Source organism: Streptomyces sp. NPDC053560, from assembly GCF_044544605.1.
Classification (GTDB): Bacteria; Actinomycetota; Actinomycetes; order Streptomycetales; family Streptomycetaceae; genus Streptomyces.
In genome coordinates this window covers 1-19,622 of sequence record NZ_JBITXI010000024.1, presented here as the reverse complement: position 1 = coordinate 19,622, position 19,622 = coordinate 1, and the positions used below count along the sequence as shown (strand labels likewise).

Genomic DNA, 19,622 nt, shown 5'->3' with positions numbered 1-19,622 from the left:
CCCCCGCCATTGCGCCTCCGCACCGCCCCGACCCGCGCTGCCGTACGAGCTGACGTACGCCCCCGTACGAGCTGCTAGCCGCACGCCCCCGGCACTGACAGACACCAGAAAGCACCACACATGAACGACCCCCACGCCGCCCAAGACACCCACGCCCCCCACGACCCCCGTACCGATCGCGCGCTCGGCGCCCTCTACGGTCTCGCCCTGGGGGACGCCCTGGGCATGCCGACCCAGATCATGTCGCGCACGGCCATCACCGCCCGGTTCGGCAAGGTCACGGGCTTCGAGGCCGGCCCGCCGGACAACCCCGTCGCCGCCGGTCTGCCCGCGGGCAGTGTCACCGACGACACCGACCAGGCCCTCATCGTCGGCCGGCTGCTGGTTGAGGGCCGGGGCCGCATCGACCCCACTCAGCTGGCCACCGCGCTGCTGGAGTGGGAGGCCGAGATGAAGGCCAAGGGCTCCCTGGACCTGCTCGGCCCGTCCACCAAGGCCGCGCTGGACGCCGTGACCCGTGGCGTACCCGTCACCGAGACCGGCCGGACCGGCACCACCAACGGCGCCGCCATGCGCGTCACCCCGGTGGGCATCGCCTTCCCCCACGACCCGCTGGAGACCTTCCTCGACCGCGTCGTGGAGTCCTGCCAGGTCACCCATGACACCAACATCGGCATCGCCGGAGCGGCGGCCGTCGCCGCCGCGGTCAGCGCCGCCGTGGCCGGCAGCGGTCTCACCGCCGCGCTGGACGCCGCGCAGACCGCGGCTGCCGCGGGGGCGCGACGCGGCCACTGGTCCGCCGGCGCCGACATCGCCACCCGTATCCGCTGGGCACGCGAACTGGTCGCCGGGGCCACGGCCGAGGACGCCGTGGACACCATCAGCGACCTGGTCGGCACCAGCGTCGCCTCCCAGGAGTCGGTCCCCGCGGCATTCGCGGTGCTCGCACTGGCCGGCGACGACCCCTGGCAGACCTGTCTGCTGGCCGCCAACCTCGGCGGCGACTGCGACACCATCGGCGCCATCGCGGGCGCCGTCTCCGGTGCCGTCGCGGGTCTGAGCGCCCTCCCCCCGGAGGCCATCGCCACCCTCCGTTCCGTCAACCCCCTCGACCTGGAGCCACTCGCCGCCGACCTGCTCGCGCTGCGGACACGCTGAGCCCCACTCCTGGGGTTCCCCTCCCCGGGAGGCCCGCCCCGGCCCGCCTCCCCTCTCGCCTCGTAAGGAGGTTCCGTCATGGCCGACTCGACGACGAGCGATCGTGCCGGTGACCACGCCGATGACCACACCGGTGCGCATGTCAGCGACCACACCGGTGCCCATGTCGGCGAGCACGCCGGTGACCACGTAAGTGACCGCGTCGGTGCCGTGGAGACCCGCGGGATCGAGCCCGTACCCGACTCGGAGCGGCACGGTCACGCCGGGCAGATGTTCTGGACGTGGTTCGCCGCGAACATCTCCCTCCTCGGCCTGCCGCTCGGTGCCACCCTCGTGGCCTTCCGCGGGCTGAACATCTGGCAGGCCGTACTGGTCGCCGTCATCGGCGCCTTCGGCTCCTTCGCGTTGGTGGGTGCGTTGAGCATCGCCGGGAAGCGCGGCGGCGCACCGGCCCTGACGCTGTCCAGGGCCGTCTTCGGCCGACGGGGCAACGCCGGGCCCACCCTGGTGACGTGGATCAGCCGGGTCGGCTGGGAGACGGTGAACACCACCACCGCCGCCTACGCGCTGCTCTCCCTCCTCACGATCGTCTTCGGCGTACGGCACAACACCGTGCTGACGCTGGTGTGCCTGCTGGTCTTCATCGCCTGCACACTGCTCATCAGCGGGCTGGGCCACGCCACGATCATGTGGATCAACAAGTGGGCCAGCTACCTCTTCGGCCTGCTCAACCTGGTCGTCATGGCCTTCCTGACCGCCACCGTGGACTGGGCGAAGGTGGCGCACGCCCCGGCCGCGCCGCTCAGCGCCGTCATCGCGGGCATCGGCATCATCGCGGCGGGCACCGGCATCGGCTGGGCCAACGCGGGCGCCGACTACGCCCGTTACCTCCCGCGCGCCATCCCCGGCAAGCGTCTGGTCCTCGCCTCGGCGTGGGGTGCCGGTATCCCCCTGGTACTCCTGATCTCCCTCGGCTCGCTGCTCTCGGCCGGCGACACCTCCCTCGCCGCCGCCTCCGACCCGGTCTCCGCCATCGACGCGATGCTGCCGTCGTGGATGTCCGTGCCGTACCTGATCGCGGCGTTCGGCGGGCTGCTGCTCTCCAACCACCTCTCGGTGTATTCCGCGGGCCTGACCCTGGTCACGCTGGGAGTACGCGCCAAGCGTACGGTCGCCGTCGGCCTCGACGTGGTCATCACCTTCGTGGGCGGCATCTACTTCATGCTGATCGCCAAGGACTTCTACGGGCCGTTCACCACCTTCCTGACCATCCTCGCCGTCCCCATCACGGCCTGGGTCGGTGTCTTCGCCGTCGACATGCTGCGCCGCCGGAGCTACGACCCCGATGCCCTGATGGTCCCCGGACGCACCGGCCGGTACTGGTACAACGGCGGCTTCGCCTGGTCGGCCGTTGTGTCCTGGGCGCTGGCGATCGTCGTCGGGCTGCTGCTCACCGAGGCCAGGACCAGTGACACCGACATCTGGTTCGCCGGCCCGCTCTCCCACAGCTGGCTGGGCAACAACGGTCTGGGCTGGGTGGTGACCTTCGTCGTCGGCGCCGCCTGCTACGCCCTCCTGCGGCCCTTCGACAAGGCGGTGACCGCCGAGACCCGACACACCGAGCAGCACACCGACACCACGACGTCGAGGACCACCGTATGAACACCCGCCTCTTCCTCGCCGGAAACGTCATCATCGACCTCGTGATGCGCGTACCGCAGCTGCCCCCGCGCGGCGGCGACGTCCTCGCCTCCGACACCACGCAGCGCGTGGGCGGCGGCCTCAACGTCCTCACCGCCGCCCGACGGATGGGCCTGCCCGCGGTGTACGGGGGCATCCACGGCACCGGGCCCTTCGGCGACCGGGTACGCGCCGCTCTCCAGGCCGAACGGATCGACGTGGCGCTCCCGCCCCGCGCCGACGCCGACACCGGATTCTGCGTCGCCCTCGTCGACGACGGCGGCGAGCGCACCTTCGCCACCGCCCCCGGCGCGGAAGGCACTCTCACCTCCGACGACACGGCGCGAATGGCGGCCGCCCTGCGCCCCGGCGACATCGTGCAGCTCTCCGGCTACGGACTGGCCTATCCCGGTACCGCCGCGGCGCTCGCCGACTTCGCCGCCGCCGTCCCGGACGATGTCGTACTGTGCCTGGATCCCGGCCCGTTGGTCGCCGACATCGACACCGAGCGCCTGCGGCGCGTCCTGGCCCGCTGCGACTGGCTCAGCTGCAACCGCCGCGAGGCCCGGCTGCTGTCGGACCTCGATGACGCCGCGGCCGCCGATGCACTGACCGGGCGGATCAGGCCCGGCGGCGGTGTCCTCGTACGCGGCGATGCCGACGGCTGCTGGCTCGCCACCGGCACGAACCCCGCCGTCCACGTACCCGGCCGCCCCGTACGTGTCGTCGACAGCAACGGCGCCGGCGACGCCCACACCGGCGCCTTCCTCGCACTCCTCGGCCAGGGCATCACACCCCTGGAAGCCGCCCGGGCAGCCAACGCCGCAGCCGCCCTCGCCGTCACCCGCCCCGGCCCGGCCACCAGCCCCACCAGCGCAGAACTGGCCACCGTACTCGGCCCCGCGGACCCCCTGCACGGGACACTGACGGCGAACTGACACCTCCCCGTCCCCGCCCCCGTCCCTGGGGCTCCCATGGGCCCACCCCACGCCTGTGATCGCCGGCCTGAGGCCCAGCTGAACGAGTTGCGCTCACGACTGCGCCACACCCGCTGGCCGATCCCCCGGCCCGCTGACGGATGGGAGGCCGGCACCGACCCCGGCGAATGCGGCGGCTTGTCGCCTACTGGGCGTCCGGCTACGACTGGCGTGCCCATGAAGCCACCATCAACCGCCGCGATGACCGAGCCCTCCTCGGCGACGGCCAGTACGTACTCGATCTGACGACTTCGTCCACCCCACGCACGTGCCCGTACCCCACACCGCGCTTCACCTGCGGCCGATCCGGGAGGCGGACACCGCGCTCGACTACCCCGCCGTGATGGGCTCTCGTGAGCGCCTCTGGGAGATCTTCGGCCCGGCCTGGGGCCGCGACATCACCTGGCAGGACTGGCTCGCGCTACCGCGCGCCTCATGACACCGCCCTGTGCATCGCAGCACTCCTGCTCCGGGCGAAGTGAAGCCCAGGGAGGCCAAGGGAGCCAACAGGCAGGAACTAGTCGATGCGCACCACATACTTGCCGCGTACGCCGCCTGCCTCCAGTGCGCGATGGGCGTCGGCGATGTCCTTCAGCGGAAAGACGGTGTCGACGATCGGGCGGAGCGTGCCCTTCTCGACGTATGACGTGAGTTCCGTGAAGAGCTCGGCCTTGGGGTTGCCGCTGAAGAAGCGCACCCGGCTGCGGCCGTGCAAGGCGCTGACCAGGACGTAGCCGAGGGAGGCGGCGATCCTGTCGGTGTCGAAGGCGATGGCCACCATGCGCCCGCCCGGAGCGAGCAGCCTGCGATAGGCGGAGAGGTCCTTGCCGACGGTGTCCAGGACCACGTCGTAGCGGCCAAGATCGGCCGATGTGGTGGCGCGGTAGTCCAGCGCCTCGTCGGCGCCCAGTTCGCGGACCAGGGCAAGATTGTCCGCGCGGGCGAGCCCCGTGACATGCGCTCCGATTGCCTTGCCCAGCTGCACTCCCACGTTGCCCACTCCCCCGGCAGCCCCGCGCACCAGGAGACGCTCGCCCGGGCGCAGCCGTGCTTTGTCCCGCAGGGCGGTGATGGCCGTGGTGCCCACGGGCATCGCGGCGGCATCGACGGGGTCGAGCCCCCTGGGGCTTCGCGAGAGCTGCTCCGGCCGGACGACGACGTACTCCGCAGCGCTGCCGAAGCCGGAGGAGCGCGCCATGATGCCCCAGACCTGATCCCCTACGGCGAGCCCGGCGGCGGGAGAGGACAGTTCGGCTATCTCTCCGGCGAAGTCCAGGCCCGTGCGCATCGGGAACTTCCTGCCGGTGACCGGTTTGAGCCGGCCGGCGCGCGCGTACAGCTCACCGCCGTTGATACTCATCGCACCGACCTTCACCAGCACCTCGCCGGGTCCGGGCACGGGCTTGGGCACCTCGCCCACGTACAGCACCTCGGGGCCGCCGAAGCGGTCGTACAGCGCGGCTCGCATCATCTCGGTCACTCGTACACCTCATACTCCCCATACGCCTCGTACACCTCGTCTTCAGCGCCTCTACGATCGACCGTACGGTGGTAAGTGGATGGCATCGTCCACTTACGTCGGAGGTGAGAGAGATCGACGCGAAATCCTCTCGGTTGCGTGCGGACGCGGAGCGCAACCGGCAGCGGATCGTCGAGGCCGCCCGCGAAGCCTTCACCCGGCACGGGGTCGAGGTGCCGATGGCAGCCATCGCGCGCAGGGCCGGGGTGGGCGTCGCCACGCTCTACCGCCGCTTCCCCACCCGCGACAAGCTGGTCAGGGAGATCTTCGCCGACCAGCTCCAGGCATGTACGGCGGCCCTGGACGAGGCGCTGGACGACCCCGACCCCTGGCGCGGCTTCTGCCACGTGATCGAGAAGGTGTGCGCTCTGCAGGCGGCCGAGCGCGGCTTCACGGAGGCGTTCCTCAATGCCTTCCCGGAGGCGGCCGCGGACCACTCCCGGCGGCGGCTGCAGGGCGAGCGAGGCTTCGCCTCCCTGGTCCGCAGGGCGCAGAGCGCGGGGACACTGCGCAAGGACTTCCATCCCTCGGATCTGACAGTGGTACTGCTCGCCAACAGCGCACTCGCTGCCACACCCGACCCCGCGGCGGCCTCACGGCGCCTGGTCGGCTATCTGCTCGACTCCTTTCGCGCCGATGACGCTCACACGCCGCTGTCACCGCCGACCGGCCTCGGCCTCGGGCATCTGTTGCCTGCCGGGCACCACACCCGGCAGGACAGCAATGAACCACAGCGATGACATATGTACTGCGCAAGACGTGATCCAAGGCCCTACTGGGGCGACTGCCGATCCTCCTAGACTCCATACCATGGCGAAAGCACAGAAAATCGGACCGGACGACTCCTGGGATGGCGTCGTCACCCATACGTCCCGGGGCATGCTGGACGGCTCGAACATGTACCACTTCGTCGAGGTCAGCCTCGCCGACGGCGAGTCCATAAAGGTCCGGATCAGCCGCCGGCTCTGGAAGTCGATCGCGGTCGGCGACCGGATCGTCAAACGGCCCGGCGCCGACCCGGCCAAGGGGTAGCCGACCGGCCCAGCACCTGACGATGCATTGAATGGGTCAATGGGCCGCCCTGGCCTCTACCGCGGCTGACGACGGGTCACACGGGACTCACGGAAGTCCGCGTGCAGCCGCCGCCCGTGGTCGACCGTGCGGACAGGGCCGGTGAGGCGGACCCGGGCCGTCAGGCGGGTGTCCGTACTGGAGGCGCTGAAGCGCAGTTCCAGGTCGCCGGGCTCGACGATGCGCTGTCCGTCGCGGCCGGTGAAGGACGCCAGGTCCGCGGGGACGGTCGCGTGTACCTCCGCCGTCTCGCCCGGGGCGAGGTCGAGACGTACGTATCCGATGAGGCGCTGGACGGGCTGGACGACGGAGGCGACGGGGTCGTGCAGGTAGAGCTGGACGACCTCGGTGCCCGTACGCGTACCGGTGTTGCGTACGGTGCAGGCCACCTCGAACTCGCCGTCCGTGCCGGCCTCGTCGTCGGCGATGACGAGCCCGGACCAGTCGAAGGTGGTGTACGTCAGTCCGTGGCCGAAGCCGAAGGCGGGGGTCGGGTCGATGTTGGAGACCTCGGTGGAGTGGCCGAGTCGGGCCGCGAGGTAGGTGGAGGGCTGTGCGTCCGGGAGCCGGGGCACGCTGACGGGGAGCCGGCCGGCCGGGGCGACGCGGCCGCTGAGGACGGAGGCGAGGGCCGTCGTGCCCTCCTCGCCGGGGAAGAACGTCTGGACGACGGCGGCGGCCTCGGTCGCCGCACGGCCCAGGGCGTAGGGTCGGCCGGCGAGCAGGGTCAGGACGAGGGGGGTGCCGGTGTCCAGCAGTGCGTCGAGCAGCTGCTGCTGTACTCCGGGCAGCGCCAGGGAGCCGGCGTCGCAGCCCTCGCCGCTGCTGCCGCGGCCGAAGAGCCCGGCCCGGTCGCCGAGGGCGGCGATCACCAGGTCGGCACCGCGGGCCAGCTCGGCGGCCGCGGCGAAGTCGTCAGTTGTGGCGCCGTCGGTAGTCGCGTTGTCGGTAGTGCCGTTGTCGGTAGTGGCGCCGTCGATGTCGCACCCGGCGGCGGTGACGATCTCGCTGTCGGGGAATTCGGCGGCCAGTGCGTCGTGCAGCGTGGGGAGCTCGATGCCCGCGGGTACGTGCGGGTGCTGGCCGCCGACGTGGACGGGGAAGGCATAGCAGCCGAGTACCGCGGTGGGGGTGGCGGCGTTGGGACCGATGAGTGCGATACGCGCCGGGGTGCGGTCGCCCGTCAGGGGAAGTGTGCCGTCGTTGCGGAGGAGGACGATGGCCTGCTCGGCGACGCGGCGGGCCAGCGCGCGGTTGGCGGCCGGATCGAGGTCGACCGTGCCACGCAGGTCATCCACATCAGCCAGATCAGCCGCGCCACGCACGTCAGCCGCGCCTCGCACGTCGACCGTGTCACGCACGTCGGCCGCCGCATGCGAGCCAGCCGTACCGCGCACGTCAGCCGTGCCCCGCAGACCGCCCCTCGCCGCGCCCACGCCACCGAGCGACATCGGCGTCGGATCCCAGTCGGCATCGAGCAGCCCCAGCTGGGCCTTCTGTCTGAGTACTCGGCGTACAGCCCGGTCCACGACCGACTCGGACACCAGGCCCTCGGCCAGTGCCGCGCGCAGCGGCGCGCCGAACGCCTTCATGGTGGGGAGTTCCACGTCGACGCCCGCGGTGAGTGCCGCGGCGGCGGCTTCGCCCAGGCTGCCGGCGACTCCATGCAGAGTTTGGAGGAAGGCGATGCCGAAGTAGTCGGCGACAACCGTTCCCTCGAAGCCCCAGGCGTCCCGGAGCAGGCCGGTGAGCAGCCGTTCGTCGGCCGCTGAGGGAATGCCGTCGGTGTCGGTGTAGGCGTGCATCACCGAGCGGATACCGCTTTCGCGTACGGCCATCTCGAACGGCGGCAGGATGACATCGGCGCGTTCTCGGGCGCCCATGCTCACAGGGGCCAGGTTGCGTCCCGCGCGGGAGGCGGAGTATCCGGCGAAGTGCTTGAGGGTGGCGACGACACCGGCCTCCTCCAGGCCGCGTACGTAGGCGGTGCCGATGGTGCCGACGAGGTAGGGGTCCTCGCCGATGGTTTCCTCGACCCGTCCCCAGCGGGCGTCGCGCACGACGTCCAGCACGGGGGCGAGCCCCTGGTGGATGCCGACGGCACGCAGGTCACGGCCGATCGCCGTGGCCATCTCGTGGATGAGCCGGGGATTGAAGGTGGCGCCCCACGAGAGGGGTACGGGGTAGGCAGTGGCACCCCAGGCGGCGAAGCCGGCGAGGCACTCCTCATGCGCGAGTGCCGGAATGCCGAAGCGGTTGGCGGCGGCGATCCTGCGTTGGGTGCGCAGCAGCGAGAGCGCGCCGAGCGCGGGGTCGACGGGCGTGGTGCCGAAGGGCCGGGTCAGCTGGCCGAGGCCATGCGGCAGCAGGTCGTCGAGTGGTGCCGGCTCCTCCATGTCGTGCTGGTGCGGGGCGACTTCGCCGCCCTCGGCGGAGGCGCCGACCCACACCCCGAAGAGCTGGGCGGTCTTCTCCTCCAGAGTCATCTCGGCGAGCAGGGCATCGGCCCGCTCCCCCGGATCGCGGCTCGCGTCCCGCCACACCGGGACGCCGGCCGATTCGGCGTGTTCAGCGTGTTCAGTGCCTTCGATGCATTCAACGCGTCCAGCGTCTTCGGTGCGTTCAGCGTCTTCGAGGTGTTCGGTGCTTTCGCGGTCTTCGGTGTGTTCCGTGTGTTCGGTGCTTTCGCGGTCTTCGGTGTGTTCCGTGTGTTCGGTCTGTGCAGACACGTGGCCGGTCACTTTCCTCCGACGCCCATCAGGCCCTGGACCAGGGCACGGCGGGCGAACAGATAGACGAGCAGGATGGGGAGCATGGACAGGACGACCGCGGCGAGCAGGCCCGGGATGTCGACCCCGTGCTCGGTCTGGAAGTCGTAGAGGCCCATGGTGATGACCTTGGTGTCGGCGGACTGCGTGAGCACCAGGGGGAAGAGGAATCCGTTCCATGCCTGCAGGGCGGAGAAGACGATGATGGTGGAGAGGCCGCTGCGGGAGAGCGGCAGGACGAGTTGGAAGAAGACGCGCCGCGAGGAGGCGCCGTCCATGGTCATCGCCTCGTACAGCTCCGGTGTGATGTCGCGCATCACGCCACTGAGGATCAGGGCGCACACCGGCATGGCGAAGGCGGCGGTCGGCAGAATGACGCCGAGCAGGTTGTCGTAGAGCCCGGCCTCGCTCATGACGTAGAACATGGGCACGATGACGGCCTGGGAGGGGATGGCGAGGCCGAGCAGGAACAGCCGGAAGACCGTGTGCGTCGTCCTGCTGCGGCTGCGCACGATGGCGTAGGACAGTGGCGGTACGAGGAGCACGACGATGCCCACGACGCACACGGTGACGAGGGCGGTGTTGAGGAAGTACTGCCCGAATCCGCTGTGGAAGTCCTTGACGTAGTTGTCGAGCGTGAAGGTCTTCGGCAGGGCCAGCGGTCCGTTCGCCCCATAGTCGGCGCGCGACTGGAACGTGGCGACGAGCATCGCGTACAGCGGCAGTCCGACCAGGAAGAGCCAGATCAGGGAGCCGAAGCCGGAGAGGTAGTTGGGACGGCGGCGATTGGGGCGACGCTTGCTCACAGGCCCTCCATCGTGCTGCGCATCCTGTCGTAGCCCGAGAGGCGCACCACGATCAGTGAGATGACCGTGGCGACCAGGACGAGCAGCACGCCGATCGCTGAGGCCGTCCCGTAGTCGAAGTTCTTGAAGGCCTTTTGGTACATGTAGTAGGCGCTGATGGTGGTGTCGGTGCCGGGGCCGCCCTGGGTGAGGATGAGGACGGTGTCGAAGGTCGTCAGGCCGCCCACCACCATCAGGATCGTGGACGTGATGATGCTGTTGCGCAGCTGCGGCAGGGTGATGTGGAAGAACTGCCGTACCCTCCCGGCGCCGTCGATCTGGGCGGCCTGGTAGAGGACCCGCGGCACCGCCCGTGCAGCTCCCTGGTAGATGAGCGTGTGCAGCGGCGTGAACTGCCACGCGCTCACGAAGACGAGTACGCCGATGGCGCTGCTCTGTACGCCGAAGAGGTTGCCGTCGCCGAACAGCCACTCGGCGTGTGCGGGCACACCGAAGTTGGGATCGAGGACGGCGCGCCACAGTACGGACACGGCCGCCGCCGACAGCAGCAGCGGGACGAAGTAGATGGCGGAGAGGACGGCCCGGTTGCGCTGGTGGCCCGCCGCCCAGACACCGAGCAGGATGCTCAGCGGTGTCTGTACGGCGACGCCGAGCCCGGTGAGCAGGACGCTCAGCCAGAGGCTCTTGAGCATGACGGGGTCCTCGAACAGCTTGCTCCAGTTGTCCAGCCCGGTGAATCGCGGGGCGCTCAGCCCGTCCCAGTGGGCGAAGGAGAGTACGGCGACCAGTACGAGCGGGAGGAGCGCGAAGAGGCCGAAGAAGATGGCGGCGGGGGCGGCCCAGGCGAAGCCCGGCCGGCTGACGCCAGTGGCGGTGGGAGCGGGAGTGGGGGTCATGAGAGGGGGTCCATGAGGGTCCAAGTCGAGGCGAGACGGGGTCAGTTCGTGGGCAGGGCCTGCATGGCCTTGATGAACCCGTCCTCGTCCAGCCCGCCGTTCAGGAACTGCTGGACGGCCTGGTGCATGCCGACGGTCGCCGTCTGCGGGTACGCCTGGTCCCAGGAGAGCTGGAAGGCGGGCGCCTTCTCGACGTGTTCGTAATGGTAGCGGGCGAAGTCCGGGTCGGCGGCGGCGTCGAGGAACTTCTCGGTGGTCGTGGTGGTGGGCAGGTTGCCGATCTCCAGCTGCGCCTTCACGAACTCGTCCGAGTACTGGAGCTTCAGGAACTCCGCTACCGCCTCCGGGTGCTCGGTCTTCTTCAGCACCGAGTAGAAGTTGTTGGTGTTGCCGACGAGGTTGTCCGCGTCGCCCTTGCCGCCGCCGACCGACGGGAAGGTGCCGTAGCCGAGGTCCTTTGCGGCGAAGTCGGGGTGGCTGTCCTGCTGGGTGGAGTACTCCCACGAGCCCATCAGCTCGAATCCGGCCTTCCCCGTGGCCAGGAGGGTGGGCGAGCCCTGGTCGGTGAACTTCACCGAGTCGTAGTGTGTACCGAAGGCTCCGGCGTCCCGCAGGTCCTTGAGCATGCCGAGGGCTTTCCTGCTGTCGGCGCTCGCCCAGGCGTCCTTGTCCCCGCCCAGCGCCTTCTGGAACAGCCCGGGCCCGGCCACCCGGTCGTAGAGGTACTCGAACCACATGAGCGTGGGCCACTTGTCGCCGCCGCCCAGGGCGATCGGTGTGATGCCCTTCGCCTTGAGGGCGCGCACCGCCGCGAGCAGGTCCTCCCACGTCTTGGGCGGTTCGACACCGGCGTCGCGGAGAACCTTCTTGTTGTGGAACAGCAGCACGGGCTGGGTGCCGCGCATGGGGATGCCGTACGGCTTCCCGTTCACCTCCGCGCTCTCGAAAACAGCGGGGAGGAACTTCTCCTTCAGGTCCGGGTCCTTGCTGACGAAGCCGTCCAGCGGCATCAGGAGGCCGGCGTCGACGAACGGCTTGATGCTGCCGCCGCCCCAGTTGAAGAAGACGTCCGGGGCCTGCTCGCTGTTGATGATGGTCTGCAGCTTCGCCTGGTAGTCGGCGCCCGGGATGGTGTCCAGGACGGCCTTCACCTTCGATGTCTTGTTGAAGGTGGCGATGATCCGCTTCTCCACCTTGTTCGCGCTGTCGCCGTAGACGAGTATGTGGATCTTGCCGTCGTCCCTGCCCGCCGATTCGGCGCCCCCGCCGCATGCCGAGAGGCTCAGCGTCAGGGTCAGCGCGGCACCGCCGACAGTGGCGTTCCGCAGCAACCGTGTACGTCGTCTCATCGCCCCAACCTTTCGAAACTATTTCGACATTATTTCCGAAACTTGATAGGTCGGGACGCTAGGACTCCCCGCTCAGGTGGGTCAACCCTCGGTAGGCGAGTTATCAACTCGTGACGCTGCGCGTGGAGTTGTCGGTGCTCTATGCTCCTCACCATGCGCGATGACGAGGAGTCGGGCCGTGTCACCCTGGCCCAAGTGGCCGAACAGGCCGGGGTTTCCCTCTCGACAGTTTCGAAAGTCCTCAACGGGCGGCAGGATGTCGCCGCCCCGACCAGGCTCAAGGTGGAACGCCTGCTGGAGGCACACGCCTACCGGCGCACGACCCGCTCGGCTCAGGAAGCGCCGCTGATCGAGCTGGTCTTCCACGAGCTGGAGAGCATCTGGGCGATGGAACTGATCCGCGGAGTGGAGAACGTGGCCAAGGCGCACCAGGCCGCCGTGGTCCTCACCGAGAGCGGAACCCGGCAGGCCCCCGGCCCCGACTGGATCGAAGGGGTACTCCAACGCCGGCCGCTCGGCGTGGTCCTGGTCTTCTCCGCCCTGCCGGCCGAGGTCAAGGAGCAGTTGCGCTCGCGCGCCATCCCCTTCGTCATCGTCGACCCGGCCGGCGACCCCGACCCCGACGTACCCTCGGTGGGCTCGGCCAACTGGAGCGGCGGGCTCGCGGCCACTCGCCATCTCATCGAGTCCGGGCACCGCCGCATCGGCATCATCACCGGCCCCGAGGACATGCTCTGCTCGCTGGCGCGCCTGGACGGCTACCGCTCGGCGATGAGCATGGCGGGCCTGGAGATCGACCCCGATCTCGTCCTGTACGGCGATTTCCACGTCGAAGGCGGCTACGACGGGGCCATGAAACTGCTCTCGCTCCCGCGGCCGCCGACCGCCCTCTTCGCCGGCAGCGACCTCCAGGCTCTCGGCGCGCTCGAAGCCGCCCGCGTCAGCGGCCTGCGCGTCCCGCACGACCTCTCCGTGGTCGGCTACGACGACGTCCCCGTCGCCCGCTGGTCCAGCCCCGCCCTGACCACCATCCACCAGCCCCTGCGGCACATGGCCGAAGAGGCAACTCAGATGCTGCTGCGCATACGGGCCCAAAAGCCGGTCACGACAAGGCTCGAACTGGCCACCAGCCTCGTCGTCAGAAACAGCACGGCCCCGCCCCCAGGCGGTGCCACCGAAGGCGCGGGCGCAGGCGAAGGCAACTGCGAAGTCGACGGCGACGGGGGCAGCGACTGACCTCAGGGAGCACAGCCGGGCCCCGGCCCGGCACCCCGGCCCGACCGACCGCCACCACCGGGAGGCGGACCGTGCCGCCCATGGCCTACGACGCCCCCTGGCCCCGTGGTGGGACCGAAACCCAACGCCGGGCCGGGGTGGCCCGCAAGGCCGGGGTAGGCCCTGAAAAGCGCGTGCCCTCGTGGTGAGCGGTGCTGCGCTCACCACGAGGGCGGTTCGTCACGAGTGGGGCGTACGGTGACGGCGGCCTGTCAGTCCGGGCCTCAGACCCGCACGTCCTCCCGTTCGCGCTGCGCCGGCACGGTCCGCTCCAGCAGCTTCTCGCCCTCGATGTCGAGGTTGGGCAGGGCCCGCTGCAGCGGACGGGGCAGCCACCAGGCGGCGCGGCCGAGGAGCGCCATCACCGCCGGGACCAGGGTCATACGCACGATGAAGGCGTCCACCAGAACACCCACGGCCAGTGCGAAGCCGATCGACTTGATGATCGGGTCCTCCATGAACACGAACCCGCCGAACACCGACGCCATGATCAGGGCAGCTGCGGTGACCACGCGCCCGTTGTACCCCATGCCGTTGACGGTGGCCTGGGAGGCCTCGGCGCCGCGCACGTAGTCCTCACGCATACGGGAGACGAGGAAGACCTCGTAGTCCATGGCCAGGCCGAAGAGGATGCCGATGAGGAGGATCGGCAGGAAGCTCACCAGCGGTCCCGAGGTGTCGAGGCCGACGAGCCCGGCGAGGTGGCCCTGCTGGAACACGGCGACGGTGATGCCGAAGGTGGCGCCGACGGTGAGCAGGAAGCCCAGTGCAGCCTTGAGGGGAACCAGAATGGAGCGGAAGACGAGCATCAGCAGCAGGATGGACAGGCCGACCACCAGCAGCAGGTAGACCGGCATGGCGTCCGCCAACTGCTCCGACACGTCGATGCCCAGCGCTGTCATGCCGGTCAGGGAGACCTCGGCGCCCTTGATGCCCGCGACGTGGTCGCGGATGTCGTGCACCGCGTCCTCGGTACCGGCAGCGGTGGGCCCCTCCTTGGGGATGACCGCCAGTAGTGCGGTGGTGCCCTCCTCGTTGAGCTGCGGCGGAGCGACCGCGAGCACCCCGTCGGTGTTCTTGATCTTCGCCGCGACCTGCTTGACGGCGGCGCCCGTCGACGCGGCGTCGTCGCCGGAGACGACCGCCATCAGCCGGCCGTTGAAGCCCGCCCCGAAGCCCTCGCTCGTAAGGTCGTACGCCTTACGCGCCGGCGAGTCGCTCGCCGCGGTGCTCGCGTCGGGCAGTGCCAGTCGCATGTCCTGAGTCGGCAGCGCGAGGGCACCGAGGCCCACGACACCCACCAAAAGCAGCGGAATGCGCGCGCGGAGGACGGTGCGGCCCCAGCGGAACCCGAACGCTTCCTTGGTGCTGGCGCTGGCGCTCGCCTCGCCGTTGCGCTGCTTGCGCGGCAGCACCCGGTGCCCCACGAAGCCGAGGACCGCAGGCAGCAGAGTGAGGGCTACCAGTACGGCCACAGCGACGGTGCCGGCGGCGGCCAGGCCCATGACGGTGAGGAAGGGAATGCCGACCACGGCGAGGCCCGCCAGGGCGATCACGACGGTGGCACCGGCGAAGACGACGGCGGAACCGGCGGTCCCGGCGGCACGGCCCGCGGCCTCCTCGGGCTCCGCGCCCTCGGCGAGGAAGTGCCGGTAGCGGGAGGTGATGAAGAGCGAGTAGTCGATGCCGACGGCCAGCCCGAGCATCAGCGCCAGGATGGGCGCGGTGCTGGTGAGTTCGATGACGCCGCTCAATGCGTACAGGCCGGCCATTCCCGCGCCGACGCCGATGAGGGCGTTGAGCAGGGTCATCCCGGCGGCCACCAGCGAGCCGAAGGTGATGACCAGCACCACGGCCGCCACCAGGACGCCGAGGACTTCGGTGGAGCCGACCTCCACCTTGTTGGTCATCACCTCGCCGCCGTGCTCGACCTGGAGGCCCTTGACGTCGGCGCCGGCCTTCTCGAAGTCGGCCCGCTGAGCGTCGGTGACTTCCTGGGCGCCCCTGTCGAACTGGACCTGGACCAGGGCGTACCGGCCGTCCGGGGATATCGACTTGGCCTTGAAGGGATCGATGGCCGCGGTGACGCCGTCCACCTGTGCGGCCTGCTCGACCACCGGGGCGACATCGGCGGGCTTGAGCTTCTCACCCTTGGGGGCGGCGATGACGATCGAGCCGGTACCGCCACTGGCCTGCGGGAACTCCTTCTTGAGGGAGTCCATGGCCCGCTGTGACTCGGTGCCCGGCATCTTGAACTGGTCGGTGGTCGAGCCGCTGAAAGCCGCTGCCGCGCCGCCCAACAGGGCGAGCAGCAGCAGCCAGAGCGCGACGACGCGCCCGCGGCGGCGGAAGGAGAACCGGCCTAGCCGGTGCAGCAAGGTCGCCATTGCAGAAGGTATCTCTCTGTTGCAGGTTCACCGGGGTTGTGGTCGAGCTGTTAGAGGTTCATAGGGGGTGGTGGTCGGGCTCTTGCAGGTTCATGCAGGGGTGATGGTCGTTCATGCGGGGTGGTCGAGCGCCCGCAGGGCGCTGCGGATCATCTGGGTACGCAGCGTCTCCTGCGGTACCGGGACATCGCTGGCGCTGGTGACGAAGACCGCACCGATCACCATCCAGGCACCCACCACGGCCTGAGGCTCCTCACTGTGTCCGGCCAACGCCGTCAGCAGCCGCTCGGTGAGACCGGGGACGCCGGAGAGCGCGGAGTTGTTCAGCATCTCGGGAAGGTCGCTGAACAGGAGCTTGACCTCACGCCGGTATCGCAGCGCGAGGTCCACGTAGCCGGTCACGGCAGACTCCACCGCCTGCTCCCCCGTCAGGCCCATCAGGTCCTGGTCGAGTTGGGCCAGTGCCCGGCCGGCGGGCGTCAGCAGCTCGGTGAGTATCGCGTCCTTGCTGGCGAAGTGGTAGAGCAGCGAGGCCTTCGAGCAGCCCACCTCGGAAGCGATGTCATGGAGCGACGTCCCCCGGTACCCATGGATGACGAACAGCCCGAGCGCCGCCTCCAGGATGTGCCCGCGCAACGCGGATGCAGTGCGTGCCATGACCCAACAGTAACTGTCCGATCGGTCAGACCTGACCGATCGGACAGCTTCCTGCTGTGGCCTTCACCACCCCGGCCGAACCGAAGACACCCCAGCCTGGATGATCGACACGACCAACCTTCGGCAGGCACACGACACCGCTCGCTCGACTGCACGGCTGGGTGCCCGAGAGTGACATCGAACAGGTACTGAGAGAACCTCTCGACCATGGCGGCTTCACCGGCCAGGCTGCGCTCCATGCCGAAGTGGCGAACCTCGCCGCCCTGGACCGGCACGGGACCGTACCCCGCCCGCTGCTCGACGGCTTGGCGGCGATCGCGAAGCGCGCGCCTCTGTACGCACAAACCGTTCCTGGCCCGGTTCAGCGGCCCCCACATGGAGACGGTTCTCGACGTCATCGCCCGGGCAACGACGAGCTCACCGGAAACCCTCCGAGCAGAATGCGAGGTTCGCGAGGCGGCCCACCTCGCCTCCGACCTCCGCATCGCTCTGGAGCACCCCGATGCCCATGCGCAGATGGCCGCGGACAGGCTCCGCGCAGTCGAAGAACTCATCGTCGGGCGTTACTGGTGGCGCGACACCCGGTAATTCCAGCCACAGCAAGTAATCCAACAATGAGGGAGAACGGTATGGAGCAACGGGAACTCCGCCGCGCAGTTGAGGCAGGACGGGCAACCGCTTTGGGGCTGGGCCTACAGGTCGACGAGGTGACCGTCGTCCACAACTCCGACCGCGTCGCGCTCCGCTTGGCACCTTGCGACGTTCTGGCTCGGGTCGCGCCTTCGGCGCATCTGGCTGATTCCGAGTTTGAAGTAGAGGTTGCTCACCATCTCACCGAAGTCGCCGCTCCAGTGGCTGAGCTCGACCCACGGGTACAGCCCCGAGTCCATGTGCGTAACGCCTTCGCCATATCTCTCTGGACCTACTACGAACCTCTGGAATCGGAGATCGCGCCGGCCGACTACGCAGACGTGTTCATACGACACCATGCCGCCCTGCGCCGGATCGACCTGAACGCACCACATTTCACCGATCGAATCGCCGCGGCACTGAGAGAGGTGAACGACCAGGAGCGCTCCCCCGAGCTCCCCGATGCCGACCGGGAACTCCTGGGCAACACGCTCAGTGGCCTGAGCGCCGCGATCGGCATCGCCAAAACCCGCGACCAGTTGCTGCATGGCGAGCCGCATCCGGGCAACCTCCTGAATACGAGGCGAGGGCCGCTCTTCGTGGACCTCGCCACGGCCTGCCGTGGACCGGTCGAGTTCGACCTGGCCCATGCCCCCGAGGAGGTGGGGGAACACTATGCGGGGGTTGACCAGGGTCTGATTCACCGGTGCCGCGCCCTGAACTGGGCGATGTTCTCAGCCTGGCGCTGGCGCCGAGACGACCAAATGCCTGACCGGGACCATTGCAGAGCAGAGGGGCTGAACCAGGTTCGAGCTGCACTCGATCGCTGCGAACCGAGCTGAATTCGAGGCAGAAGGGACAGAAGAGATAGGAGGGCTGACGGATGCCGATCCCCTGCTCTGGGGCTGACTCGGACAGGTGGACAACTCCTAGGCGATGACGCGTGCCAGGGAGAAGCCGTCGTAGCCCTTGCTGCCCACCGTCTGCAGCGCGGTGGCCGACAGTTTCGGGTGCTCGGCCATGAGTTCCAGGAAGCGGCGCGTTCCCTGCACCCCTGCGTCAGCGCTGTGGGCGTCGGCGACTTTGCCGTCGCGGACGACGTTGTCACCGATGATGACGCTGCCCGGCCGGGTGAGCTTCAGCGACCAATCGAGGTAATGCGGATTGTTGGGCTTGTCGGCGTCGATGAAGACGACGTCGAAGGGCTCGGCGCCCTCGGTCACGAGGTCGGCGAGACTGTCGAGCGCCGGGCCGACGCGGATTTCAGTACGGTCCGCGAGGCCGGCGCGGGCGAGATTGGTACGAGCGACCTCGGCGTGGCGGGCGTCGTATTCCAACGTGACAAGGCGGCCGTCGGCGGGCAGGGCGCGGCCGAGCCAGATGGTGCTGTAGCCGCCGAGGGTGCCGATCTCCAGGATGCGGCGGGCGCCCTGCATCTGGGCGAGGAGATGCAGCAGCTTGCCCTGATTCGGGGCCACGTTGATATGGGGCAGACCAGCGGCGTCGCTGTCGCGCAGGGCGGCTTCCAGTACCTCATCGGCGGGTGCGAGCAGGGAAGTGAAGTAATCGTCGACTGCGGTCCACTGCTGCTGGGACATGGATTCCTTTCACGTGCTCAGTCAGCTTCGCTAGGAAAGTTAGCAGAAGGGCGGGGAGTGATCGGGGTGATCGGGGCTGATCACCCTGGCTCTTGTTCCTGCTTCTGACGCGCCTTCGGGTTGACGTGGTTGACGTTCCCTTCCAGGAGTTCGATGATCTCCTTGTACGCCATGGCTGCCGCATTGTTGTTCGTGTCATGGTGGCGCAGAAGATAGTGGTACATCACGCTCACGCACTTGTCGCGACTGCGGTAGGCGGCTTCGTCGGTGAGTTGCAGGTCCGGTGAGATTTCCTTGATTGCGCCGTCAGGGTCGGTGTAGAGCGGATGCCATAGGAGTCCGACAGCAGGGTTGAGTTTCTGGATGATGCGCAGCTGCGGGATCTCTTGCGCGACCAGAACGCTGTCCGGGTTGTAGGCGCGCAGGAAGACATGCGCCGGACCGGTCGCCCGTTCAACGAATGCACGGGAGAGTACGTTTCACAGCGGCGCCTGCGGCTTCGGAATGAAGCTGCCCGGGCCGCAGAGAGCGGAGCACCGCGGAGTTTGCTGCCGCTCGCTGCAACGACATCACGGCGTTCGGCGTCAACCCACTCGGCAGGCCGGTAGTCTGCTCCGCCACCCGCTCGTGAGTCGGCGGCCGGGACGTCCGGGCAACGGCAGCTCTCTCCCGCTGCGCCGCAGCGCTCGCGCCTTGCTCCCGCTCGTGCACTCGAGCCCCTTCCGAGGCGTTCGCCATCGCTGTCCTGCTGGCCTCCCTAAGGGCTGTCCCGTAAATGATCTATGAGTGGCCTCGGGGGTGGTGGGCTGCTGTCCGGCTGGTGGTCTACCCGGCGAAAGCGAGGTTGTGCA

The 19,622-nt window shown here is 69.1% G+C and carries 17 protein-coding genes and 2 pseudogenes; 10 read left to right on the top strand and 9 right to left on the bottom strand.

Annotated elements, in window-relative coordinates; genetic code table 11:
- The first annotated feature begins 120 nt into the window (after positions 1 to 120).
- The 5 genes and pseudogenes from ACIGQF_RS37220 to ACIGQF_RS37200 form a co-directional block, all read left to right on the top strand.
- Entirely contained in the window at positions 121 to 1,158 is a 1,038-nt protein-coding gene (locus ACIGQF_RS37220) for an ADP-ribosylglycohydrolase family protein (protein ID WP_399720109.1), read from the top strand.
- Between the two features lie 78 nt (positions 1,159 to 1,236).
- Entirely contained in the window at positions 1,237 to 2,820 is a 1,584-nt protein-coding gene (locus ACIGQF_RS37215; protein ID WP_399720107.1) for a purine-cytosine permease family protein, read from the top strand.
- Complete coding sequence (locus tag ACIGQF_RS37210) at positions 2,817 to 3,776, top strand: PfkB family carbohydrate kinase (RefSeq protein ID WP_399720105.1); 960 nt, start codon at positions 2,817 to 2,819, stop codon at positions 3,774 to 3,776. Before ACIGQF_RS37215 ends, ACIGQF_RS37210 begins: the two co-directional genes overlap by 4 nt.
- Before the next feature lie 140 nt (positions 3,777 to 3,916).
- Positions 3,917 to 3,979 (top strand): annotated as a pseudogene (locus ACIGQF_RS37205) (hypothetical protein); the annotation flags it as partial.
- A 104-nt stretch (positions 3,980 to 4,083) separates the two neighbouring features.
- Positions 4,084 to 4,206, top strand: a pseudogene (locus tag ACIGQF_RS37200) (N-acetyltransferase); the annotation flags it as partial.
- Between the two features lie 126 nt (positions 4,207 to 4,332).
- On the opposite strand, the gene ACIGQF_RS37195 reads toward ACIGQF_RS37200, so the two are convergent.
- Positions 4,333 to 5,283, bottom strand: coding sequence for an NAD(P)-dependent alcohol dehydrogenase (locus ACIGQF_RS37195; protein ID WP_399720249.1), 951 nt, complete (start codon positions 5,281 to 5,283; stop codon positions 4,333 to 4,335).
- A gap of 146 nt (positions 5,284 to 5,429) precedes the next feature.
- On the opposite strand from ACIGQF_RS37195, the gene ACIGQF_RS37190 reads away from it, so the two are divergent.
- On the top strand, positions 5,430 to 6,074 hold the full coding sequence (locus ACIGQF_RS37190; RefSeq protein WP_399720102.1) for a TetR/AcrR family transcriptional regulator: 645 nt from the start codon (positions 5,430 to 5,432) through the stop codon (positions 6,072 to 6,074).
- A gap of 70 nt (positions 6,075 to 6,144) precedes the next feature.
- Positions 6,145 to 6,366, top strand: coding sequence for a hypothetical protein (locus tag ACIGQF_RS37185; RefSeq protein WP_399720100.1), 222 nt, complete (start codon positions 6,145 to 6,147; stop codon positions 6,364 to 6,366).
- A 56-nt stretch (positions 6,367 to 6,422) separates the two neighbouring features.
- Here ACIGQF_RS37185 and ACIGQF_RS37180 read toward each other — a convergent pair whose 3' ends face one another.
- The 4 genes from ACIGQF_RS37180 to ACIGQF_RS37165 form a co-directional block, all read right to left on the bottom strand.
- Positions 6,423 to 8,891, bottom strand: coding sequence for a beta-glucosidase (locus ACIGQF_RS37180; protein ID WP_399720098.1), 2,469 nt, complete (start codon positions 8,889 to 8,891; stop codon positions 6,423 to 6,425).
- 251 nt (positions 8,892 to 9,142) lie between these two features.
- Complete coding sequence (locus tag ACIGQF_RS37175) at positions 9,143 to 9,979, bottom strand: carbohydrate ABC transporter permease (protein WP_399720096.1); 837 nt, start codon at positions 9,977 to 9,979, stop codon at positions 9,143 to 9,145.
- The gene (locus ACIGQF_RS37170; protein WP_399720093.1) at positions 9,976 to 10,875 is read right to left on the bottom strand and encodes a carbohydrate ABC transporter permease; all 900 of its coding nucleotides are present in this window, start codon (positions 10,873 to 10,875) and stop codon (positions 9,976 to 9,978) included. The genes ACIGQF_RS37175 and ACIGQF_RS37170 overlap by 4 nt, the downstream gene beginning before the upstream one ends.
- A gap of 41 nt (positions 10,876 to 10,916) precedes the next feature.
- Positions 10,917 to 12,224 (bottom strand): ABC transporter substrate-binding protein, encoded by a 1,308-nt coding sequence (locus ACIGQF_RS37165; protein WP_399720091.1) that lies wholly within the window; start codon positions 12,222 to 12,224, stop codon positions 10,917 to 10,919.
- A gap of 141 nt (positions 12,225 to 12,365) precedes the next feature.
- Here ACIGQF_RS37165 and ACIGQF_RS37160 point away from each other — a divergent pair, with 141 nt between their 5' ends.
- The gene (locus tag ACIGQF_RS37160; RefSeq protein ID WP_399720088.1) at positions 12,366 to 13,460 is read left to right on the top strand and encodes a LacI family DNA-binding transcriptional regulator; all 1,095 of its coding nucleotides are present in this window, start codon (positions 12,366 to 12,368) and stop codon (positions 13,458 to 13,460) included.
- Between the two features lie 263 nt (positions 13,461 to 13,723).
- On the opposite strand, the gene ACIGQF_RS37155 is transcribed toward ACIGQF_RS37160, so the two are convergent.
- Both ACIGQF_RS37155 and ACIGQF_RS37150 read right to left on the bottom strand, forming a co-directional pair.
- The gene (locus tag ACIGQF_RS37155) at positions 13,724 to 15,886 is read right to left on the bottom strand and encodes an MMPL family transporter (RefSeq protein ID WP_399720086.1); all 2,163 of its coding nucleotides are present in this window, start codon (positions 15,884 to 15,886) and stop codon (positions 13,724 to 13,726) included.
- Between the two features lie 111 nt (positions 15,887 to 15,997).
- Positions 15,998 to 16,543, bottom strand: a complete 546-nt coding sequence (locus tag ACIGQF_RS37150; RefSeq protein WP_399720084.1) for a TetR/AcrR family transcriptional regulator — start codon at positions 16,541 to 16,543, stop codon at positions 15,998 to 16,000.
- 375 nt (positions 16,544 to 16,918) lie between these two features.
- Here ACIGQF_RS37150 and ACIGQF_RS37145 point away from each other — a divergent pair, with 375 nt between their 5' ends.
- Both ACIGQF_RS37145 and ACIGQF_RS37140 read left to right on the top strand, forming a co-directional pair.
- Positions 16,919 to 17,131: a hypothetical protein gene (locus tag ACIGQF_RS37145; protein WP_399720081.1), complete on the top strand. Its 213-nt coding sequence runs from the start codon at positions 16,919 to 16,921 to the stop codon at positions 17,129 to 17,131.
- A 41-nt stretch (positions 17,132 to 17,172) separates the two neighbouring features.
- Positions 17,173 to 18,015 (top strand): phosphotransferase family protein, encoded by an 843-nt coding sequence (locus tag ACIGQF_RS37140; RefSeq protein WP_399720078.1) that lies wholly within the window; start codon positions 17,173 to 17,175, stop codon positions 18,013 to 18,015.
- A gap of 87 nt (positions 18,016 to 18,102) precedes the next feature.
- On the opposite strand, the gene ACIGQF_RS37135 is transcribed toward ACIGQF_RS37140, so the two are convergent.
- On the bottom strand, positions 18,103 to 18,771 hold the full coding sequence (locus ACIGQF_RS37135; RefSeq protein WP_399720076.1) for an O-methyltransferase: 669 nt from the start codon (positions 18,769 to 18,771) through the stop codon (positions 18,103 to 18,105).
- Between the two features lie 80 nt (positions 18,772 to 18,851).
- Positions 18,852 to 18,995, bottom strand: a complete 144-nt coding sequence (locus tag ACIGQF_RS37130) for a hypothetical protein (protein WP_399720074.1) — start codon at positions 18,993 to 18,995, stop codon at positions 18,852 to 18,854.
- Positions 18,996 to 19,622: the final 627 nt, after the last annotated feature.

Coding starts and splice junctions, on each gene's coding strand:
- ACIGQF_RS37165 (WP_399720091.1), bottom strand. CDS start 12,224: ATGAGACGACGTACACGGTTGCTGCGGAACGCCACTGTCGGCGGTGCC.
- ACIGQF_RS37170 (WP_399720093.1), bottom strand. CDS start 10,875: ATGACCCCCACTCCCGCTCCCACCGCCACTGGCGTCAGCCGGCCGGGC.
- ACIGQF_RS37140 (WP_399720078.1), top strand. CDS start 17,173: ATGGAGCAACGGGAACTCCGCCGCGCAGTTGAGGCAGGACGGGCAACC.
- ACIGQF_RS37135 (WP_399720076.1), bottom strand. CDS start 18,771: ATGTCCCAGCAGCAGTGGACCGCAGTCGACGATTACTTCACTTCCCTG.
- ACIGQF_RS37130 (WP_399720074.1), bottom strand. CDS start 18,995: ATGTACCACTATCTTCTGCGCCACCATGACACGAACAACAATGCGGCA.
- ACIGQF_RS37150 (WP_399720084.1), bottom strand. CDS start 16,543: ATGGCACGCACTGCATCCGCGTTGCGCGGGCACATCCTGGAGGCGGCG.
- ACIGQF_RS37160 (WP_399720088.1), top strand. CDS start 12,366: ATGCTCCTCACCATGCGCGATGACGAGGAGTCGGGCCGTGTCACCCTG.
- ACIGQF_RS37155 (WP_399720086.1), bottom strand. CDS start 15,886: ATGGCGACCTTGCTGCACCGGCTAGGCCGGTTCTCCTTCCGCCGCCGC.
- ACIGQF_RS37215 (WP_399720107.1), top strand. CDS start 1,237: ATGGCCGACTCGACGACGAGCGATCGTGCCGGTGACCACGCCGATGAC.
- ACIGQF_RS37180 (WP_399720098.1), bottom strand. CDS start 8,891: ATGACTCTGGAGGAGAAGACCGCCCAGCTCTTCGGGGTGTGGGTCGGC.
- ACIGQF_RS37145 (WP_399720081.1), top strand. CDS start 16,919: ATGGAGACGGTTCTCGACGTCATCGCCCGGGCAACGACGAGCTCACCG.
- ACIGQF_RS37185 (WP_399720100.1), top strand. CDS start 6,145: ATGGCGAAAGCACAGAAAATCGGACCGGACGACTCCTGGGATGGCGTC.
- ACIGQF_RS37210 (WP_399720105.1), top strand. CDS start 2,817: ATGAACACCCGCCTCTTCCTCGCCGGAAACGTCATCATCGACCTCGTG.
- ACIGQF_RS37195 (WP_399720249.1), bottom strand. CDS start 5,283: ATGCGAGCCGCGCTGTACGACCGCTTCGGCGGCCCCGAGGTGCTGTAC.
- ACIGQF_RS37220 (WP_399720109.1), top strand. CDS start 121: ATGAACGACCCCCACGCCGCCCAAGACACCCACGCCCCCCACGACCCC.